This window comes from Pacificibacter marinus, assembly GCF_018860505.1.
GTDB lineage: Bacteria > Pseudomonadota > Alphaproteobacteria > Rhodobacterales > Rhodobacteraceae > Celeribacter > Celeribacter marinus_B.
The window spans coordinates 99,102-112,954 of the sequence record NZ_JAHKPU010000019.1; the positions used below are offsets into that span (position 1 = coordinate 99,102).

General features: G+C 52.9%; 14 protein-coding genes and 1 pseudogene. 12 read left to right on the top strand and 3 right to left on the bottom strand.

The genetic code is table 11. The features are described from left to right. Positions 1-19 precede the first annotated feature (19 nt). Positions 20-988, bottom strand: coding sequence for a TAXI family TRAP transporter solute-binding subunit (locus tag KO503_RS05600; protein ID WP_215990583.1), 969 nt, complete (start codon positions 986-988; stop codon positions 20-22). A 32-nt stretch (positions 989-1,020) separates the two neighbouring features. After that, positions 1,021-1,878 carry a MurR/RpiR family transcriptional regulator gene (locus KO503_RS05605; protein ID WP_215990584.1) on the bottom strand — a complete coding sequence of 286 codons (858 nt, stop codon included), beginning with the start codon at positions 1,876-1,878 and terminating at the stop codon, positions 1,021-1,023. A 116-nt stretch (positions 1,879-1,994) separates the two neighbouring features. On the opposite strand from KO503_RS05605, the gene KO503_RS05610 reads away from it, so the two are divergent. Together KO503_RS05610 and KO503_RS05615 are read left to right on the top strand one after the other, a co-directional pair. Beyond that, positions 1,995-3,314, top strand: a complete 1,320-nt coding sequence (locus KO503_RS05610) for an aspartate aminotransferase family protein (RefSeq protein ID WP_215990585.1) — start codon at positions 1,995-1,997, stop codon at positions 3,312-3,314. After that, the gene (locus tag KO503_RS05615) at positions 3,311-4,075 is read left to right on the top strand and encodes a 3-keto-5-aminohexanoate cleavage protein (RefSeq protein WP_215990586.1); all 765 of its coding nucleotides are present in this window, start codon (positions 3,311-3,313) and stop codon (positions 4,073-4,075) included. Before KO503_RS05610 ends, KO503_RS05615 begins: the two co-directional genes overlap by 4 nt. Positions 4,076-4,127: 52 nt before the next feature. On the opposite strand, the pseudogene KO503_RS05620 reads toward KO503_RS05615, so the two are convergent. Then, positions 4,128-4,277: pseudogene (locus tag KO503_RS05620) on the bottom strand (IS3 family transposase); the annotation flags it as partial. A 260-nt stretch (positions 4,278-4,537) separates the two neighbouring features. Here KO503_RS05620 and KO503_RS05625 point away from each other — a divergent pair. The 10 genes from KO503_RS05625 to KO503_RS05670 all read left to right on the top strand — a co-directional run bounded on the left by KO503_RS05625 (position 4,538) and on the right by KO503_RS05670 (position 13,687). Continuing rightward, entirely contained in the window at positions 4,538-5,635 is a 1,098-nt protein-coding gene (locus tag KO503_RS05625) for a LacI family DNA-binding transcriptional regulator (protein ID WP_215990587.1), read from the top strand. Further along, positions 5,632-6,636: an ABC transporter substrate-binding protein gene (locus KO503_RS05630; protein WP_215990588.1), complete on the top strand. Its 1,005-nt coding sequence runs from the start codon at positions 5,632-5,634 to the stop codon at positions 6,634-6,636. The genes KO503_RS05625 and KO503_RS05630 overlap by 4 nt, the downstream gene beginning before the upstream one ends. Positions 6,637-6,704: 68 nt before the next feature. Beyond that, positions 6,705-7,508, top strand: coding sequence for an ABC transporter permease (locus tag KO503_RS05635; RefSeq protein ID WP_215990589.1), 804 nt, complete (start codon positions 6,705-6,707; stop codon positions 7,506-7,508). Between the two features lies 1 nt (position 7,509). Beyond that, complete coding sequence (locus KO503_RS05640; RefSeq protein ID WP_215990590.1) at positions 7,510-8,301, top strand: ABC transporter permease; 792 nt, start codon at positions 7,510-7,512, stop codon at positions 8,299-8,301. After that, a complete protein-coding gene (locus tag KO503_RS05645; RefSeq protein ID WP_215990591.1) occupies positions 8,298-9,332 on the top strand; it encodes an ABC transporter ATP-binding protein in 1,035 nt (344 codons plus the stop codon). Before KO503_RS05640 ends, KO503_RS05645 begins: the two co-directional genes overlap by 4 nt. Further along, the gene (locus KO503_RS05650; protein WP_215990592.1) at positions 9,332-10,144 is read left to right on the top strand and encodes a phosphodiesterase; all 813 of its coding nucleotides are present in this window, start codon (positions 9,332-9,334) and stop codon (positions 10,142-10,144) included. The genes KO503_RS05645 and KO503_RS05650 overlap by 1 nt, the downstream gene beginning before the upstream one ends. Before the next feature lie 12 nt (positions 10,145-10,156). Then, the gene (locus tag KO503_RS17990; protein ID WP_215990593.1) at positions 10,157-10,249 is read left to right on the top strand and encodes a transposase; all 93 of its coding nucleotides are present in this window, start codon (positions 10,157-10,159) and stop codon (positions 10,247-10,249) included. A gap of 356 nt (positions 10,250-10,605) precedes the next feature. Beyond that, on the top strand, positions 10,606-11,826 hold the full coding sequence (locus tag KO503_RS05660) for an HlyD family efflux transporter periplasmic adaptor subunit (protein WP_215990594.1): 1,221 nt from the start codon (positions 10,606-10,608) through the stop codon (positions 11,824-11,826). Then, entirely contained in the window at positions 11,823-12,998 is a 1,176-nt protein-coding gene (locus KO503_RS05665; protein ID WP_215990595.1) for an FtsX-like permease family protein, read from the top strand. Before KO503_RS05660 ends, KO503_RS05665 begins: the two co-directional genes overlap by 4 nt. Continuing rightward, positions 12,998-13,687, top strand: a complete 690-nt coding sequence (locus KO503_RS05670; protein WP_215990596.1) for an ATP-binding cassette domain-containing protein — start codon at positions 12,998-13,000, stop codon at positions 13,685-13,687. The genes KO503_RS05665 and KO503_RS05670 overlap by 1 nt, the downstream gene beginning before the upstream one ends. The last annotated feature ends 166 nt before the right edge of the window (positions 13,688-13,853 follow it).

The following is a 13,853-nucleotide window of genomic DNA, read 5'->3' on the forward strand; positions in this document are numbered from 1 at the left end:
TCCATAAACAGTACTGATATTAATCGATCAGGCCAGCTTCTTTGTAGTATTTCGCAGCGCCAGCGTGCAGCGGAGCGGAAAGACCAGCAGTTGCCATCTCTTTAGGGTCGAGATGCGCAAATGCGGGGTGCAACTTGCGGAAATCTTCGATGTTTTCCATCACGGATTTCACAACAGTGTATACAGCTTCTTCTGACACGTCAGATGATGTCACGAACGTCGCGCCAACGCCAAATGTAAGCGTGTCTTCATCGCTGCCACGGTACATGCCGCCTGGGATTGTTGCGGAGCGGTAGAATGCGTTGTCAGCAATCAAGCCGTCAACAACGTCACCGTCAACAGTCACAAGTACGGAATCACATGCTGTTGTTGCTTCTTGGATGGACCCAGATGGGTGACCAACAGTGTAAACCATTGCGTCGATTTGGTTGTCACAAAGTGCTGCGGATTGCTCTGCTGCTTTAAGCTCTGTTGCCAAGGCGAAGTCGTCAGTCGTCATACCTTTTGCTGTCAAAAGAACTTCCATTGTGCCGCGTTGACCGGACCCTGGGTTGCCAATGTTGACGCGTTTGCCTTTGAGATCGTCAAACGTTGTGATGCCTGCGTCAGCGCGCGCAACAACTGTGAATGGCTCAGGGTGTACTGAGAACACTGCGCGAAGGCCCTCGAACGCACCCGCGTCTTCGAACTTGGATGTGCCGTGGTATGCGTGATGTTGCCAATCAGATTGCGCCACACCAAACTCAAGCTCGCCTTCGCGGATTGTGTTGATGTTGTACACAGAACCACCTGTGGATTCGACAGAACACCGGATGCCGTGATCTTTGCGGCCTTTGTTGACGAGACGACAGATTGCGCCGCCAGTTGGGTAGTAAACGCCAGTCACGCCGCCGGTACCGATTGTGATAAATTCTTCAGAAAAAGCTGCTGGTGCCATCATGGCTGCAACAGCAAATGAGGCTGCGGAGAGTTTGAAGTTCTTAGACATTTAATGTCCCCTTTAGTTGGATAGTTAAAGTTTCACCCGTCCCAAACTTCATTGAGACGACGATTACGGTTTTCGACTTCTGCTATGCGCGCGCGGGCCGAAGCCCCAGAGCGGGCTGCAAGTGAGCCGATCATAATTTCACAAAGCACCAATGTGGATGCATAGGATGAGAAGAAGTGCTGGCTCTTTGTTGGCACGATAAAACTGGTGGATGCATGTACCAGAGCAGGACATGCATGGTTGTCGGTCATCACGATCACAAACGCACCTGCTTTTTGTGCTTCCAAAGCTGCGCGCACGGTCATTTGTGCATATGGGGCCTTTGTAATCAAGATAAGAATATCTTGATCTGATAAGCCAACCAAACCGCTGGCCATAGAGGCCCCCATTCGGCTGGCCATAGACCAATTATCAGCAATGAAACTTGCCATATACGTCAAGTATTCAGCAATACCTGTCGACCCAAGAGCGCCAGACACAAGCACTTTTCGCGCCTGATGCAGGCGTTCCACACAGTCCTCTAACGCTTTTGTATCGATAGAAACAGCCAAGGCTTGTACGTTTGCTGCGCTATCGAAAATGTGTTGCGAGGCGAATCCTTGGTCCCCTTCGCCATGTTTTTTCTGTAAAGCTTCAACACGATGTGAGAATGTATTTTCCCGATTTTCTATGCTCGTTCTTAATACATCCCGCAGATCTTCGTAACTGTCATAGCCCAATGCAGTAGACATACGTGAAAATGTTGCCGGAGATAGCTTTGCGTCTTTTGAAACTTTACGCAGACTACGAGACGCCACTTCGACAGGGTGAGCCACAACAAAGTCTGCCGCTGCTTTGAGCTTAGGGCTCAACAACGCATATTTTCCAGACAACTGCTGTTCGAATGACATGCTTAGATCACACCCAGTAAATTCATATCACAAAGGTGTTTCATTTGTTTCACATCTTGTCAACATCAGGCCCGTATGTTTCAGTGCCTCAAACTCCCTGACCTTAAGGCAACAAGATGTCCAGCGTATTTCCTCGCCACACCAAGTCTCATCTGCCCACGATTTCACACGGAAAGGGCGTGTACTTATACGATCAAGCCGGAAAACAGTACTTTGATGGTTCAGGGGGGGCTGCCGTTTCATGCCTCGGCCATGGCGATCCAGATGTGATCGACGCGATCAAAACGCAGCTCGATTCTATTGCCTATGCCCACACCAGTTTCTTCACGTCAGATCCTGCAGAACAACTCGCAGATAAACTGATCGAGCATGCCCCCGAAGGCATTGAACGTGTTTATCTGGTGTCTGGTGGCTCTGAGGCAATGGAGGCAGCACTTAAACTTGCGCGGCAGTATTTCTTTGAAATTGGCCAACCTCAACGCAAGCACGTCATCGCGCGACGCCAAAGCTACCATGGCAACACCCTAGGCGCCTTGGCAACTGGCGGGAACGAATGGCGGCGTGCGCCCTTTGCGCCTTTGCTGGTCGAGACAACCCATATTTCTGCCTGCTTTGAATATCGCGGCAAAGGTGAGAATGAGACGGCATTTGAGTACGGTCAACGTGTCGCCAACGAATTAGAAACCGAGATCTTGCGCTTGGGTGAAGACAGCGTCATCGCGTTTGTGGCCGAGCCTGTCGTCGGCGCAACGGCAGGTGCCGTGCCGCCAGTAGAAGGCTACTTCAAACGCGTTCGCGAGATTTGCGATCAATACGGCGTGCTGCTGATTTTGGATGAAGTCATGTGCGGCATGGGACGCACCGGCACGCTTTTCGCCAGCGAACAAGATGATGTGCGCCCAGATATCGTTGCCGTGGCGAAGGGTCTCGGCGCAGGATACCAACCGATCGGCGCGATGCTTTGCTCTGGCGAAATCTACGCAGCCATTGAGAATGGCAGTGGCTTTTTCCAACATGGCCACACCTATATTGGCCACCCAACCGCCTGCGCTGCGGCACTTGCGGTCCTGACCAAACTGACGGATGGCGGCATCGCGGCACGTGTGTCCCAGATGGGCGACAAGCTTCAAAAAGCCTTGGAACGCGAATTCGGCGATCACCCAAACATTGGTGACATTCGTGGTCGCGGCCTGTTTCGAGGGCTTGAAATCGTTGAAGATCGCATTTCTAAAACGCCGTTCGATCCCGCACGCGGCATTCATAAATTACTGAAGAAAAAGACCTTTGAAGCGGGGCTTGCCTGTTATCCAATGGGGGGGACCATCGATGGACAACGCGGCGATCACATATTGCTGGCACCTCCTTTCATCATCGAAGACGCACATGTCGATGAGATCGTAAGCAAACTCCGTATCGCTATGGATCAGGTGCTATGAAGCCCCTCCCCAATGTGATGGTTGCCCCCAATGGGGCGCGCAAAACCAAAGCAGATCACCCTGCGCTTCCGGTGACTGTGAGCGAAATGGTGACAACGGCAGTGGCGTGTTATGCGGCGGGTGCAGATGGGCTGCACTTGCATGTGCGCAATGAGACTGGTGGCCACAGCTTAGATGTTGGCTTGTACCAAGAGGCCTTAACAGCCTTGAAGATAGCTGTGCCCGATATGACGCTGCAGATCACCACTGAAGCCGTTGGCATGTATTCGCCAGCACAGCAGCGCAACGTTGTTGAACGGATCAAGCCCGACGCCGTCTCTATCTCAATCGCAGAAATGTGCGCCGATGACGATAAAGGCGCAGTGCGCGCTTTCTACGCTTTTTGTGCAGATCAAGGCATAGCAGTTCAACATATTTTATATGGTGAAAACGACCTGAAACTGATGGGCACGTTGTTCACACAAGGCATCCTTACGCCGGAAAATCTGCAACTTCTGTTTGTTCTGGGGCGCTATACGGCTGGCCAACAAAGCGACCCACAAGACCTTACGCCATTTGTCAGCTGGAAAGATCAGCACTGCCCCGACGCGGATTGGGGGATATGCGCCTTTGGTCAAAACGAAACAAAATGCCTGCGAACCGCTCAAGCGCTCGGTGGCAAAATGCGTGTTGGCTTTGAGAACTCATTCCAAAATGCAGATGGCTCTATCGCGAAAAACAACGTTGACCGCGTTGCCGAGATCGTCAACGGGCCTGTCTGACGTCCCAAATGCTCGTTTCAGCCAGCCTTATCTCGAAAGCGACAGGGCTTTTTCAGCCCAATGTTGAGTGCAATCGGCGCGGATTGTAAAAGCCATTGATGTATTCAAAGATCGCCATCTCGGCCGCACCGCCTGTCTCCCAAGTATGGCGCCATAATAGTTCAGCCGTAATGGTTTTGAAGAACGTTTCGATAACCCCGCTTGCTACCAACTGTAAGGTGCTTTTACGGCCTTTGTCACCGGAGGCATCGTTGCCCCCACAGGCGCAACTGGGGCGCGTCCACCATTCACGGCAACCGTGAAAGCGACACCGGCATCCTCAACAACGCACTCTATATAGGTCAAATCTTATCGTCGCCTACTGCGAATGACCAACTATGCATAGAGTTGTTTTTCGTTGTCATACGCCTGTAACGAATCCCCAATATAGAAATGGAAACGTTTCCAATGAAGTAAGTATCCATGCCCAAAACGCCCCCACCCACGATCAAAGACGTTGCGCGGACTGCGGGCTGTAGCATTGCAACCGCCAGTAGGGTCCTCAATAAATCTGGCCCCGCAAGTGCAGAAATGCGAGATCGAGTTGAACTTGCCGCGCATGATTTAGGGTTTAGTTTCAACGCGGCAGGGCGCGCCCTTCAGAGCCGAAAATCAATGACTATCGGCTGCCTGGTGCCCTCTTTGGCAAATCCTGTATTTGCCGAAGCCGTGCAAGGGGTACAATCCGAACTTTTGGGGTCAGGCTACCAACTGTTGATTTCATGTTCGAACTACGACGATGACGCAGACAACGCAGCAATCACCACATTGCTGGAAAACAATGTGGACGGGATCATAGCCACCATGGTCGCCCCAAACCGCAGCACGGCATTGATGCAAACAAAACAGCGCGATATCCCTGTGTCGCTCATGTTTCATGATCCGATAGACGGCATGGTGACGGCCTACGTTGATAATTTTGTCGCCGCAGCAGAGGTGGCACGCCGTTTTGCAGCCTTTGGTCACACACGCGTCGGCTTTCTGGCGCTGCGTTTTTCGACCTCGGATCGGTCGCGCAATCGATATGCAGGATTTTACAAACAATGTAGAGCGAGCGGATTGGCCCAGCCGAGCTTGATCGAAATAAGCGAAGAGGATGCGCACCATCCCGAACGATTGGCCGCTATCCTTGCCAGTTACCCTGATGTCACAGCGTTGTTTGCCTCGAATGATTTTCTTGCCATCGCTGTCCAAAAAGCAACGCGGCATTTGGGGTGGCAGGTGCCTCAAGATCTGTCTGTTGTTGGGTTTGACGGCATCGAGGTCGGGCGGCTTCTTGAAACGCCTTTGACCACTGTCGAAACATCCCCCGAAGCGATGGGGCGGCAAGCCGCTCAGTCGCTGTTAAACGCATTGCAGGGGCTTGGATTGAAACAACGCCCACCCCTGCCCTTTTCTTTTCGGGAGGGCGAAACCCTTGCGGCTCCCAACCCGAAAAGGACTGACGACGATCGGGTCGCCGCCCAACCGTCGTCTGTTCACCCCGCTCAAGATCAAAATCAATCAAGGACGAACCAATGAAACATACACTTTTTGCTGCCTTGGCTGCAACGGCCCTGACCGCAGTCGCCACGCCTCTATTTGCGGATGATGCCATCTGTTACAATTGCCCACCCCAATGGGCAGACTGGGCTTCTATGTTGGAAGCGATTGACGAAAAACTTGATATCCAGATGCCACACGACAACAAAAACTCTGGCCAGACCATCAGCCAGTTGATCGCCGAACGTGCCAGCCCTGTGGCTGATGTTGCCTATTACGGTGTCACAACGGGCATCAAAGCGGGCGAAGACGGGCTTGTTGAGCCTTATAAACCAACCGGTTTCGACGACATCCCTGACGGATTAAAAGACGCCGACGGCAATTGGTTTGCCATTCACTACGGCACAATCGGCTTTTTCGTAAATGTCGACGCATTGGCCGGCGCGCCTGTGCCGCAGTGTTTCGCTGATCTAACCAAACCAGAATACCGCGGCATGGTTGGTTATCTTGATCCGTCATCAGCCTTTGTCGGATATGCTGGCGCCGTGGCAGCCAATCTTGCCTTTGGTGGTGATTTGAACAACTTCGACCCAGCCATCGATTACTTCAACGATCTGGCAAAAAATGATCCTATCGTGCCAAAGCAAACGTCTTTTGCACGTGTTGTATCTGGCGAAATTCCAATCTTGTTTGATTATGATTTCAACGCCTATCGCGGTAAATATGAAGAAGATGGCAATTTTGAATTTGTGCTGCCCTGCGAGGGGTCTTTGCGCGTGCCTTATGTCATGAGCCTTGTAAAAGACGCGCCAAATTCAGACGCGGGCAAACGCGTGTTGGATTTCATCTTGTCTGATGAGGGCCAAGCGATCTGGACCAATGCTTACTTGCAACCAGCGCGCCCTGTGGAATTGCCTGCCGATGTGGCCGCCAAATTCCTGCCCGCCAGCGCATACGAACGCGCCGCATCTGTCGATTACAGCGACATGGCAGCCGTGCAAGCTGCCTTTGGCGAACGCTATTTGTCAGACATAAAGTAATCCCACCATCACACAAGGAGGGTGCGTCATCGCGCCCTCCAATTGCGCCGTAAACCAAAGGCATACAAATGACCTCTCGAACCTTCGCTCAGCTGTGCTTGCTTCCGCTGGCAATTTTTACACTGACCTTTTTGGCCTTGCCATTGGCCCGCTTGATCCTTGCCTCGGGCGAAGGTGAATTTGGCTGGGGCATTTACCTGAAAATACTGCAAACCCCACGGTATTATGCGACCTTACTGCAAACAGTGATAATATCTGTAGCGGTCACAATCGCCGCGCTGGGTATTTCAACAACTGCTGGATTATTCCTTGTGCGCAACAGGTTTATGGGGCGTGGCGTGTTGCTGTCCATCCTCACCCTGCCCTTGGCGTTTCCTGGTGTGGTGGTCGGATTTATGATCATATTATTGGGCGGACGTCAGGGTTTGGTAAACCAGATTTTGCCCGGTCACTGGGTGTTTGCCTATTCCGCCTTTGGATTGTTTTTGGGCTATCTCTACTTTTCGATCCCTCGCGTTTTGCTGACCGTGATGGCCGCTGCAGAAAAGATTGATCCCGCATTGGAAGAAGCCGCGCTCACTTTAGGCGCCCCCTCGCACCGTGTGGTGCTGGATGTAATATTGCCCGCTTTAGCGCCTGCGATGATTGCCGCGGGGGCCATCGCCTTTGCCACCGCTATGGGCGCTTTTGGCACGGCGTTCACGTTGGCCACCAACATCGATGTCTTGCCGATGGTCATTTACACTGAATTCACCTTGTCGGCGAATATCGCCATGGCTGCGGCTTTGTCTGTGGTTTTGGGCGTCATCACTTGGGTGTTGCTGCTGATCGCACGCAGTTTTTCAGGCGCAACAATCGCGGCAGGAGGCTGATATGTTCAAATCACCCGCAAAGCTATTCCAACTCGCCATCACCTTACTGGCTTGCGCATTTCTGTTGATCCCCACGTTACAATCCGCGCTGGCTGGCGTCACCGTGAACTACTTTAGAGGCGTGTCTTCTGGCCTGACATTCAAATGGATCATCGAGGTTTGGGCGCTTTATTCAGGCAGCATATTCTTGTCAATCGGGCTGGCGCTGGCCTGTCTTGTTTGCACCTTAATCATCGGCGTGCCTGCGGCCTATGCACTCGCACGCAATCCAGGCCGTCTGTCACGCATGCTTGAGGAATTCATCTCGCTTCCACTCGCCATTCCTGGCCTTGCACTGGCATTGGCGCTCTTGCAGCTTTACGGCGGCTGGCGTGAGTTCCGCATGAGTTGGACGTTTATTTTGGTCGGGCACGTTCTGTATACGCTGCCATTCATGGTGCGCTCGGTCATGTCTGTACTGGCCGCGATTGACCTGAAGACCCTTGAAGAAGGCGCTGCCTCATTAGGGGCCCCATCGCATCGCAGGTTCTTGGACATCGTGGTGCCAAACGCCCTGCCCGGCATTCTGGCTGGGGCGCTGACTGTGGTGACCCTATCCATTGGTGAATTTAATCTGACTTGGATGCTGCACACGCCGTTTTTGAAAACCCTGCCTGTCGGGCTGGCCGATAGCTATGCCTCTATGCGGCTAGAAATCGCATCCGCTTATACCCTGATCTTCTTTGCGATGATCGTTCCCCTTTTGCTGGCCATGCAATGGGCCACCGCCCGCGCCCAAAGGATCATGTCATGACACTTTCGCTAACCAATACTGCCAAAACCTATGCCGACGGCACACGCGCATTAAGGTCCACCAATTTGGATGTTGCTCAAGGTGAGATCATCTCGCTGCTCGGCCCGTCGGGGTGCGGCAAATCCACCTTGCTGCGCATTATCGCGGGGCTTGAAACGCCTGATGAGGGCGCAAAGTTACTGTTTAATGGCGAAGACTTTACCCAGATTCCCGTAGAGAAACGCAAAGTCGGCATGGTGTTCCAATCCTACGCGCTGTTCCCAAATATGTCGGTGCGCGGCAACATAGGCTACGGACTTAAAATGCAAAAACTGTCCAAAACCGAAATCAACACACGCGTGGATGAGGTCATCGAGCTGTGCCGTCTTGAACCCTATGCGACACGCTCTATTACCGCCCTTTCAGGCGGCCAGCGCCAAAGGGTCGCCCTTGCCCGCGCCTTTGCCCCGCGCCCGCGGCTGTTGTTGCTCGATGAACCTCTTTCGGCTTTGGACGCAGCCCTGCGTGGACAATTGCGCGACGAACTCGCACAACTGTTGCGCAGCTTTGGGATAACGGCGATTTTTGTCACCCACGATCAAGACGAAGCTATGGCTATCGCCGATCGCGTCGCTGTGATGTCTCACGGCGAAATCACCCAAATAGGCACGCCCGAAGCGCTTTATCGCGCGCCCAAGTCCGAATTTGTTGCGCGCTTCATTGGGGCTGCAATGCCGCTGGGACGTCACATTCAGGCTGATACCATGTATTTTGAAACGAGCACCTTAAAGCTACCCGCTCCTGCGGCGGGCAAAACAGCCTTTGTACGCGCCGAAGATGTGCGGCTAGACGACAACAGCCCTCTGCGCGCCAAAGTCATGTCAGTGACCTTTTTGGGCACACATTACCGTATTGCCCTTGAGGGCTTGGCACCCGATCCAGTCTTTGCCTTGCACAGCGCACTCAGCGCGCCAAAGGTTGGCGACACCGTGGGCGTCGCCATCGATCCTGCCGCAATCCTCATGTTACCTGCCGAAAAGAAAGCCGCCTGATGCCTGCCTTTATTCAAATCACGGATACCCACATCGTTGAAAAAGGCCACTTAGTCTGTGGTGTATCGGATACAAATGCCGCACTACGCAAAGCTGTCAATTCTATCAACAACCGCCTGCCTGCGCTGGGACAGATAGACTGCGCGATTGTGACAGGCGATCTCACAGACAATGGCACCCCCGAAGAATACGCCCACTTCGCGGAAATCATGGCCGACCTGAAATTGCCCTGGATCGCCATCCCAGGAAACCACGACAACCGCAATGCGATGCGCAACGCCTTTGCAAGGCAACACTGGATGCCGTCTTTTGGCCCCATCCAATGGCTACAAGATTTTGGCCCCTTCGCAGTCTTGGGGCTTGATACCTTGCTGGAGGGCGCACATCACGGAGAACTGTCGGCCCCTGCATTCACCTTCGTTGACGAACAGCTAATCAAACTTGCAGGAAAGCCCTTGGTTGTCGCCACCCATCATCCATGGATGTACAGCGGAATACCGGAAATGGATGCCGATAATCTGCGCAATGGCGCTAGATTGATGGAACTTCTCGAGCACTATTCAGGCCCCATCCGTATGATATCAGGTCATGTGCATCGCGCGATCACAGGCCAGGTCGGTCGCGTTTTGTGCCAAATTTCCCCAAGCCCCTGTCATTCGGTGAATCGTGACCAACGCAAAGATGCCGTCCATTCACTCGCGTTAGAACCTGGAGCCGTCACATTTTTCACATGGCATGACGGGGCGCAATCCGGGCTTATTTCGGATATCCTCTCTCTCGAAAAAAGTGCTCCGCCTGTTCCGTTCGAATGAACGAACGGCTTCATGATGCGCCTCAACGGTAAGCTTCGAAATGAATGTCTCAATGAAACGCTGTATGGCACATTAGGTGACGCACGCGAAACGCTCGAAGACTGACTGGACGATTACAACTGGCGCAGACCACACTCAACACTGGGCAACCTGACACTGATGGAATTTTTGCAGAGGAATACAATGGACAAATTGGCGGCTTAACGCCAAAGATTTAACCTCAAGGACTCCGCGCTAAGCTGGAGAAGACTTGGGGCGCAGGTCAGTGCCAATCGTCATTAGATCATAGGCGGTTGAAATACGTTTCGGAACTTTAAAAATGATTGTTTGAGTTGCGCACTCCACTTTGATCCATCGCAAGGTCCAAAATGCCAAAAATGTGTTGAATGACACGACGAACCTTACAGTGGGTATTGGAAACGACAAATGCCGCGACCTGAAAAGAGAAATGAAGCCCAACAATGTCCAAAGATCAAAACACTGTTGCTGACCTACCTTTGGAAGACGCAGGTTTAATTAAAGCTGATCCTGCAAATGCAGAGAAAGGCGCTGGAAAGTCATGGCTACTCCTGATCCCTTTGCTGTTGGTCACTTTGTTCTCGGGTGCAGTCATCGGTATGTATTTCCAACCGCCTGGATTAAGGGTGTTTTTCAATGCGACAGGATTGGAGCCGGGAGCGGGCACCGATACACCCATCGCGATTGCAATCTCGCAAGTCAAAACGCAAGAACAAATCGCAGTGGTCAGCGAAGGAGATGTGGTGGCCTTGGGCCGAATTGTCCCACGCGGAGATGTGATCAGCGTTGCAACACCTTCTGGCGCGGGCGACGCACGGATCGCAGAATTGCGGGTGTCTGTGGGTGATGATGTCGAACAGGGCGACATCCTTGCCGTTCTGGACAATTTGCCTCAACTTCAAAGTGCGGTGGCTTCAGCGCAGGCAGGTTTGCGTGTGCGCGACGCTAATTTGATCCAAACGCGTGCGTCCAACACCGCAAGCCGCGCCGAGGCACAAGCCTCGCTTGAACACGCGCAGGCAACGGCAGATGTAGCCCAATCGGAACTGGACCGTATCACCACTTTGTTCGAACGTGGCGTAAGCACCCGCGCGAATTTGGATCAAGCCGTTGCCGCTGCTACACAAGCCGCGCGCGACGTAGAACGCGCACAAGCCACTTTATCGCGCTATTCGGCAGGGTCGGAAACTGTGCAGGCGGATATTGCAGTCGCTGAGGCCAATCTGGATGCCGCCCGTGCCACACTTGCGAGCGCCGAACAGGATTTGGACAGCGCCTATGTACGCGCCCCTGAGCGTGGCAAGGTTCTTGATGTAAATGTACGCGCAGGTGAGCGCGCCGGAACAACGGGGATCATTGATCTGGGCGATACATCGCAAATGACAGTCGAAGCCGAGGTTTACCAAACCATGATAGGGCGCGTCACCATCGGTGATCCTGTGACCGTTAGCGCGGATGCCCTAGAGCATGTTTTGACAGGAACCGTCACCGCCATCGGGTTGGAAATCGGGCGCCAGTCAATCACGTCTGACGATCCGGCTGCCAACACAGACGCCCGCGTGGTTGATGTGATTGTGACACTTGATGCGGCGTCTTCGCCCACTGCAGCTCCGTTCACCAATCTTGAAACTATCGTACGGATCGACGCTGGCCGCACACCATGAGCCATCTGCTTGCAATATTATTTGGCCGCCTGCCGATTGGCTGGCTGCAACTGACGCACAGTCGCGGACGGTTTGTTGCGGCTGTCGCGGGGGTGGCATTTGCCAATCTTCTTGTGTTTATGCAGCTTGGGATTATGGGCGCATTAAACAACTCTACGGTGGCACCTTACGACATCCTTGACGCCGACATCATCCTATCGTCACAAGACGGCAACACACTGACGGATGGCGGGCATATCCCGCGCGCGCGTATGTTTCAGGCGCTTGGCGTTGCAGGCGTTTCTGATGCTTCTGCGCTGTTTATTGGAAATCTTCCATTCACACTTGAAGACGGGTCATCTGTGTCACTCCTTAGTTTTGGCATGGATGTGGCTAAACCACTTTTTGCCAGCCCTGCTATCGCGACGTCCCTCGAAAAACTGTCTCTAGAGAATACAGTGTTGCTGGACGAAGGCACACGCGGAATGCCAAAAGATGTTATTGCAGAATTGATGGACGGCGGGCAGTTTCGCTTTGAAACTGGAGGCAACACTCTCACCGCGATTGGCACAATGGATGTAGGCGGCGGCTTTCTGGCGGATGGGATGATGATTATGTCAGATCAAAGTTTTATGCGCGTGTTTCCAAGCCGTTCCAGTGGCGCGCCAAACCACATATTGATCCGCACCGCTGACGGTGTTTCCAACGATGCTGTGGTCGCGCGTCTGATGAATACGTTACCAAGTGGCAATTTGCGCATTCAAACCATGTCTGGGTCCGCTGCCAATGATCTGGCCTATATGGCGACCGAAAGACCCACTGGAGTCATTTTTGGCTTCGGCGTCTTTATGGGCCTTCTTGTGGGGCTGGTCATTGTTTATCAGGTGCTATCCACGGATGTCGCCGACCACTTGCGCGAATATGCAACCTTCAAGGCTATGGGGTACGGGCAATCCTTTTTTTTAGGTATCGTGTTTGAGGAAGCCATTATCCTCGCCTTATTCGGGTTTATTCCTGGGATCTTGGTCTCACTCGGATTATACGCAGGGCTGGTATCCTTCACCGGTTTGCCTGTTGAAATGAACGCTGGCCGCGCGCTTCTTGTGTTTCTTGGGACCCTCATGGCGTGCAGCTTATCTGGCGCCATTGCCACACGTAGGCTGGCCAATGCTGATCCGGCGGATTTGTTCTGATGGGAAATGCATCTATCACAACGCGGGGGTTGAACCACTTTTTCGGAAAAGGCGACGCCCGCAAGCAAGCAATCTTTGACGTCAACCTTGAAATCGAACGGGACAGCCTGACCATCCTGATGGGGCCATCCGGATCAGGTAAAACGACACTGCTGACGCTGATCGGTTGTCTACGAGAGGTAAGTGATGGCAGCGTGAGCGTTCTTGGCCATGAATTGAACAATGCGGATGAGGCCTTGCTAGTTGGCTTGCGCCGCCGTCTTGGGTTTATCTTTCAGGCGCATAATTTGCATGAAAGCCTGACGTCCACTCAAAACGTACTGATGGGGCTTCAGGTACATGGTGGCGGCAACCAACAGAAACAACGCGCTGCCGCGCACCACATTCTTAACTTGCTCGGACTTGCTGACCGACGCGACTATTTACCAGGTAATTTGTCCGGCGGACAAAAGCAAAGGGTGGCGGTGGCGCGTGCACTGGTATCGAATCCGGAGATTATTCTGGCCGATGAACCAACCGCTGCGCTGGACAAAGAGTCAGGTCATAAGGTTGTTCAGATGTTGAAATCACTTGGCAAGGCCCGTGGCACGACAACCGTAATGGTCACCCATGACCCTCGTATTCTTGAGATGGCGGACAGGATCATCACATTGGAAGACGGGCATATCGTCTCTGACCAGCGACAATGACACCCCGTATTCTATGTGCTATTTGAGGCTAACGCGTTGCAATTAACCTCTTCAATCATTGTTCATGAACAGGATGTGGCGTAACAGTTGGCAACGATCCCTACGCAGCTTTCGACCTAACCAAAACGGTTACAATGGACGAGGTTAAGAGGGTCTATTGCAAGCC

Bases quoted from the DNA above. Each gene is read 5' to 3' on its own strand.
- KO503_RS05600 (WP_215990583.1), bottom strand. From the start codon at position 988: ATGTCTAAGAACTTCAAACTCTCCGCAGCCTCATTTGCTGTTGCAGCC.
- KO503_RS05605 (WP_215990584.1), bottom strand. From the start codon at position 1,878: ATGTCATTCGAACAGCAGTTGTCTGGAAAATATGCGTTGTTGAGCCCT.
- KO503_RS05610 (WP_215990585.1), top strand. From the start codon at position 1,995: ATGTCCAGCGTATTTCCTCGCCACACCAAGTCTCATCTGCCCACGATT.
- KO503_RS05615 (WP_215990586.1), top strand. From the start codon at position 3,311: ATGAAGCCCCTCCCCAATGTGATGGTTGCCCCCAATGGGGCGCGCAAA.
- KO503_RS05625 (WP_215990587.1), top strand. From the start codon at position 4,538: ATGCCCAAAACGCCCCCACCCACGATCAAAGACGTTGCGCGGACTGCG.
- KO503_RS05630 (WP_215990588.1), top strand. From the start codon at position 5,632: ATGAAACATACACTTTTTGCTGCCTTGGCTGCAACGGCCCTGACCGCA.
- KO503_RS05635 (WP_215990589.1), top strand. From the start codon at position 6,705: ATGACCTCTCGAACCTTCGCTCAGCTGTGCTTGCTTCCGCTGGCAATT.
- KO503_RS05640 (WP_215990590.1), top strand. From the start codon at position 7,510: ATGTTCAAATCACCCGCAAAGCTATTCCAACTCGCCATCACCTTACTG.
- KO503_RS05645 (WP_215990591.1), top strand. From the start codon at position 8,298: ATGACACTTTCGCTAACCAATACTGCCAAAACCTATGCCGACGGCACA.
- KO503_RS05650 (WP_215990592.1), top strand. From the start codon at position 9,332: ATGCCTGCCTTTATTCAAATCACGGATACCCACATCGTTGAAAAAGGC.
- KO503_RS17990 (WP_215990593.1), top strand. From the start codon at position 10,157: ATGATGCGCCTCAACGGTAAGCTTCGAAATGAATGTCTCAATGAAACG.
- KO503_RS05660 (WP_215990594.1), top strand. From the start codon at position 10,606: ATGTCCAAAGATCAAAACACTGTTGCTGACCTACCTTTGGAAGACGCA.
- KO503_RS05665 (WP_215990595.1), top strand. From the start codon at position 11,823: ATGAGCCATCTGCTTGCAATATTATTTGGCCGCCTGCCGATTGGCTGG.
- KO503_RS05670 (WP_215990596.1), top strand. From the start codon at position 12,998: ATGGGAAATGCATCTATCACAACGCGGGGGTTGAACCACTTTTTCGGA.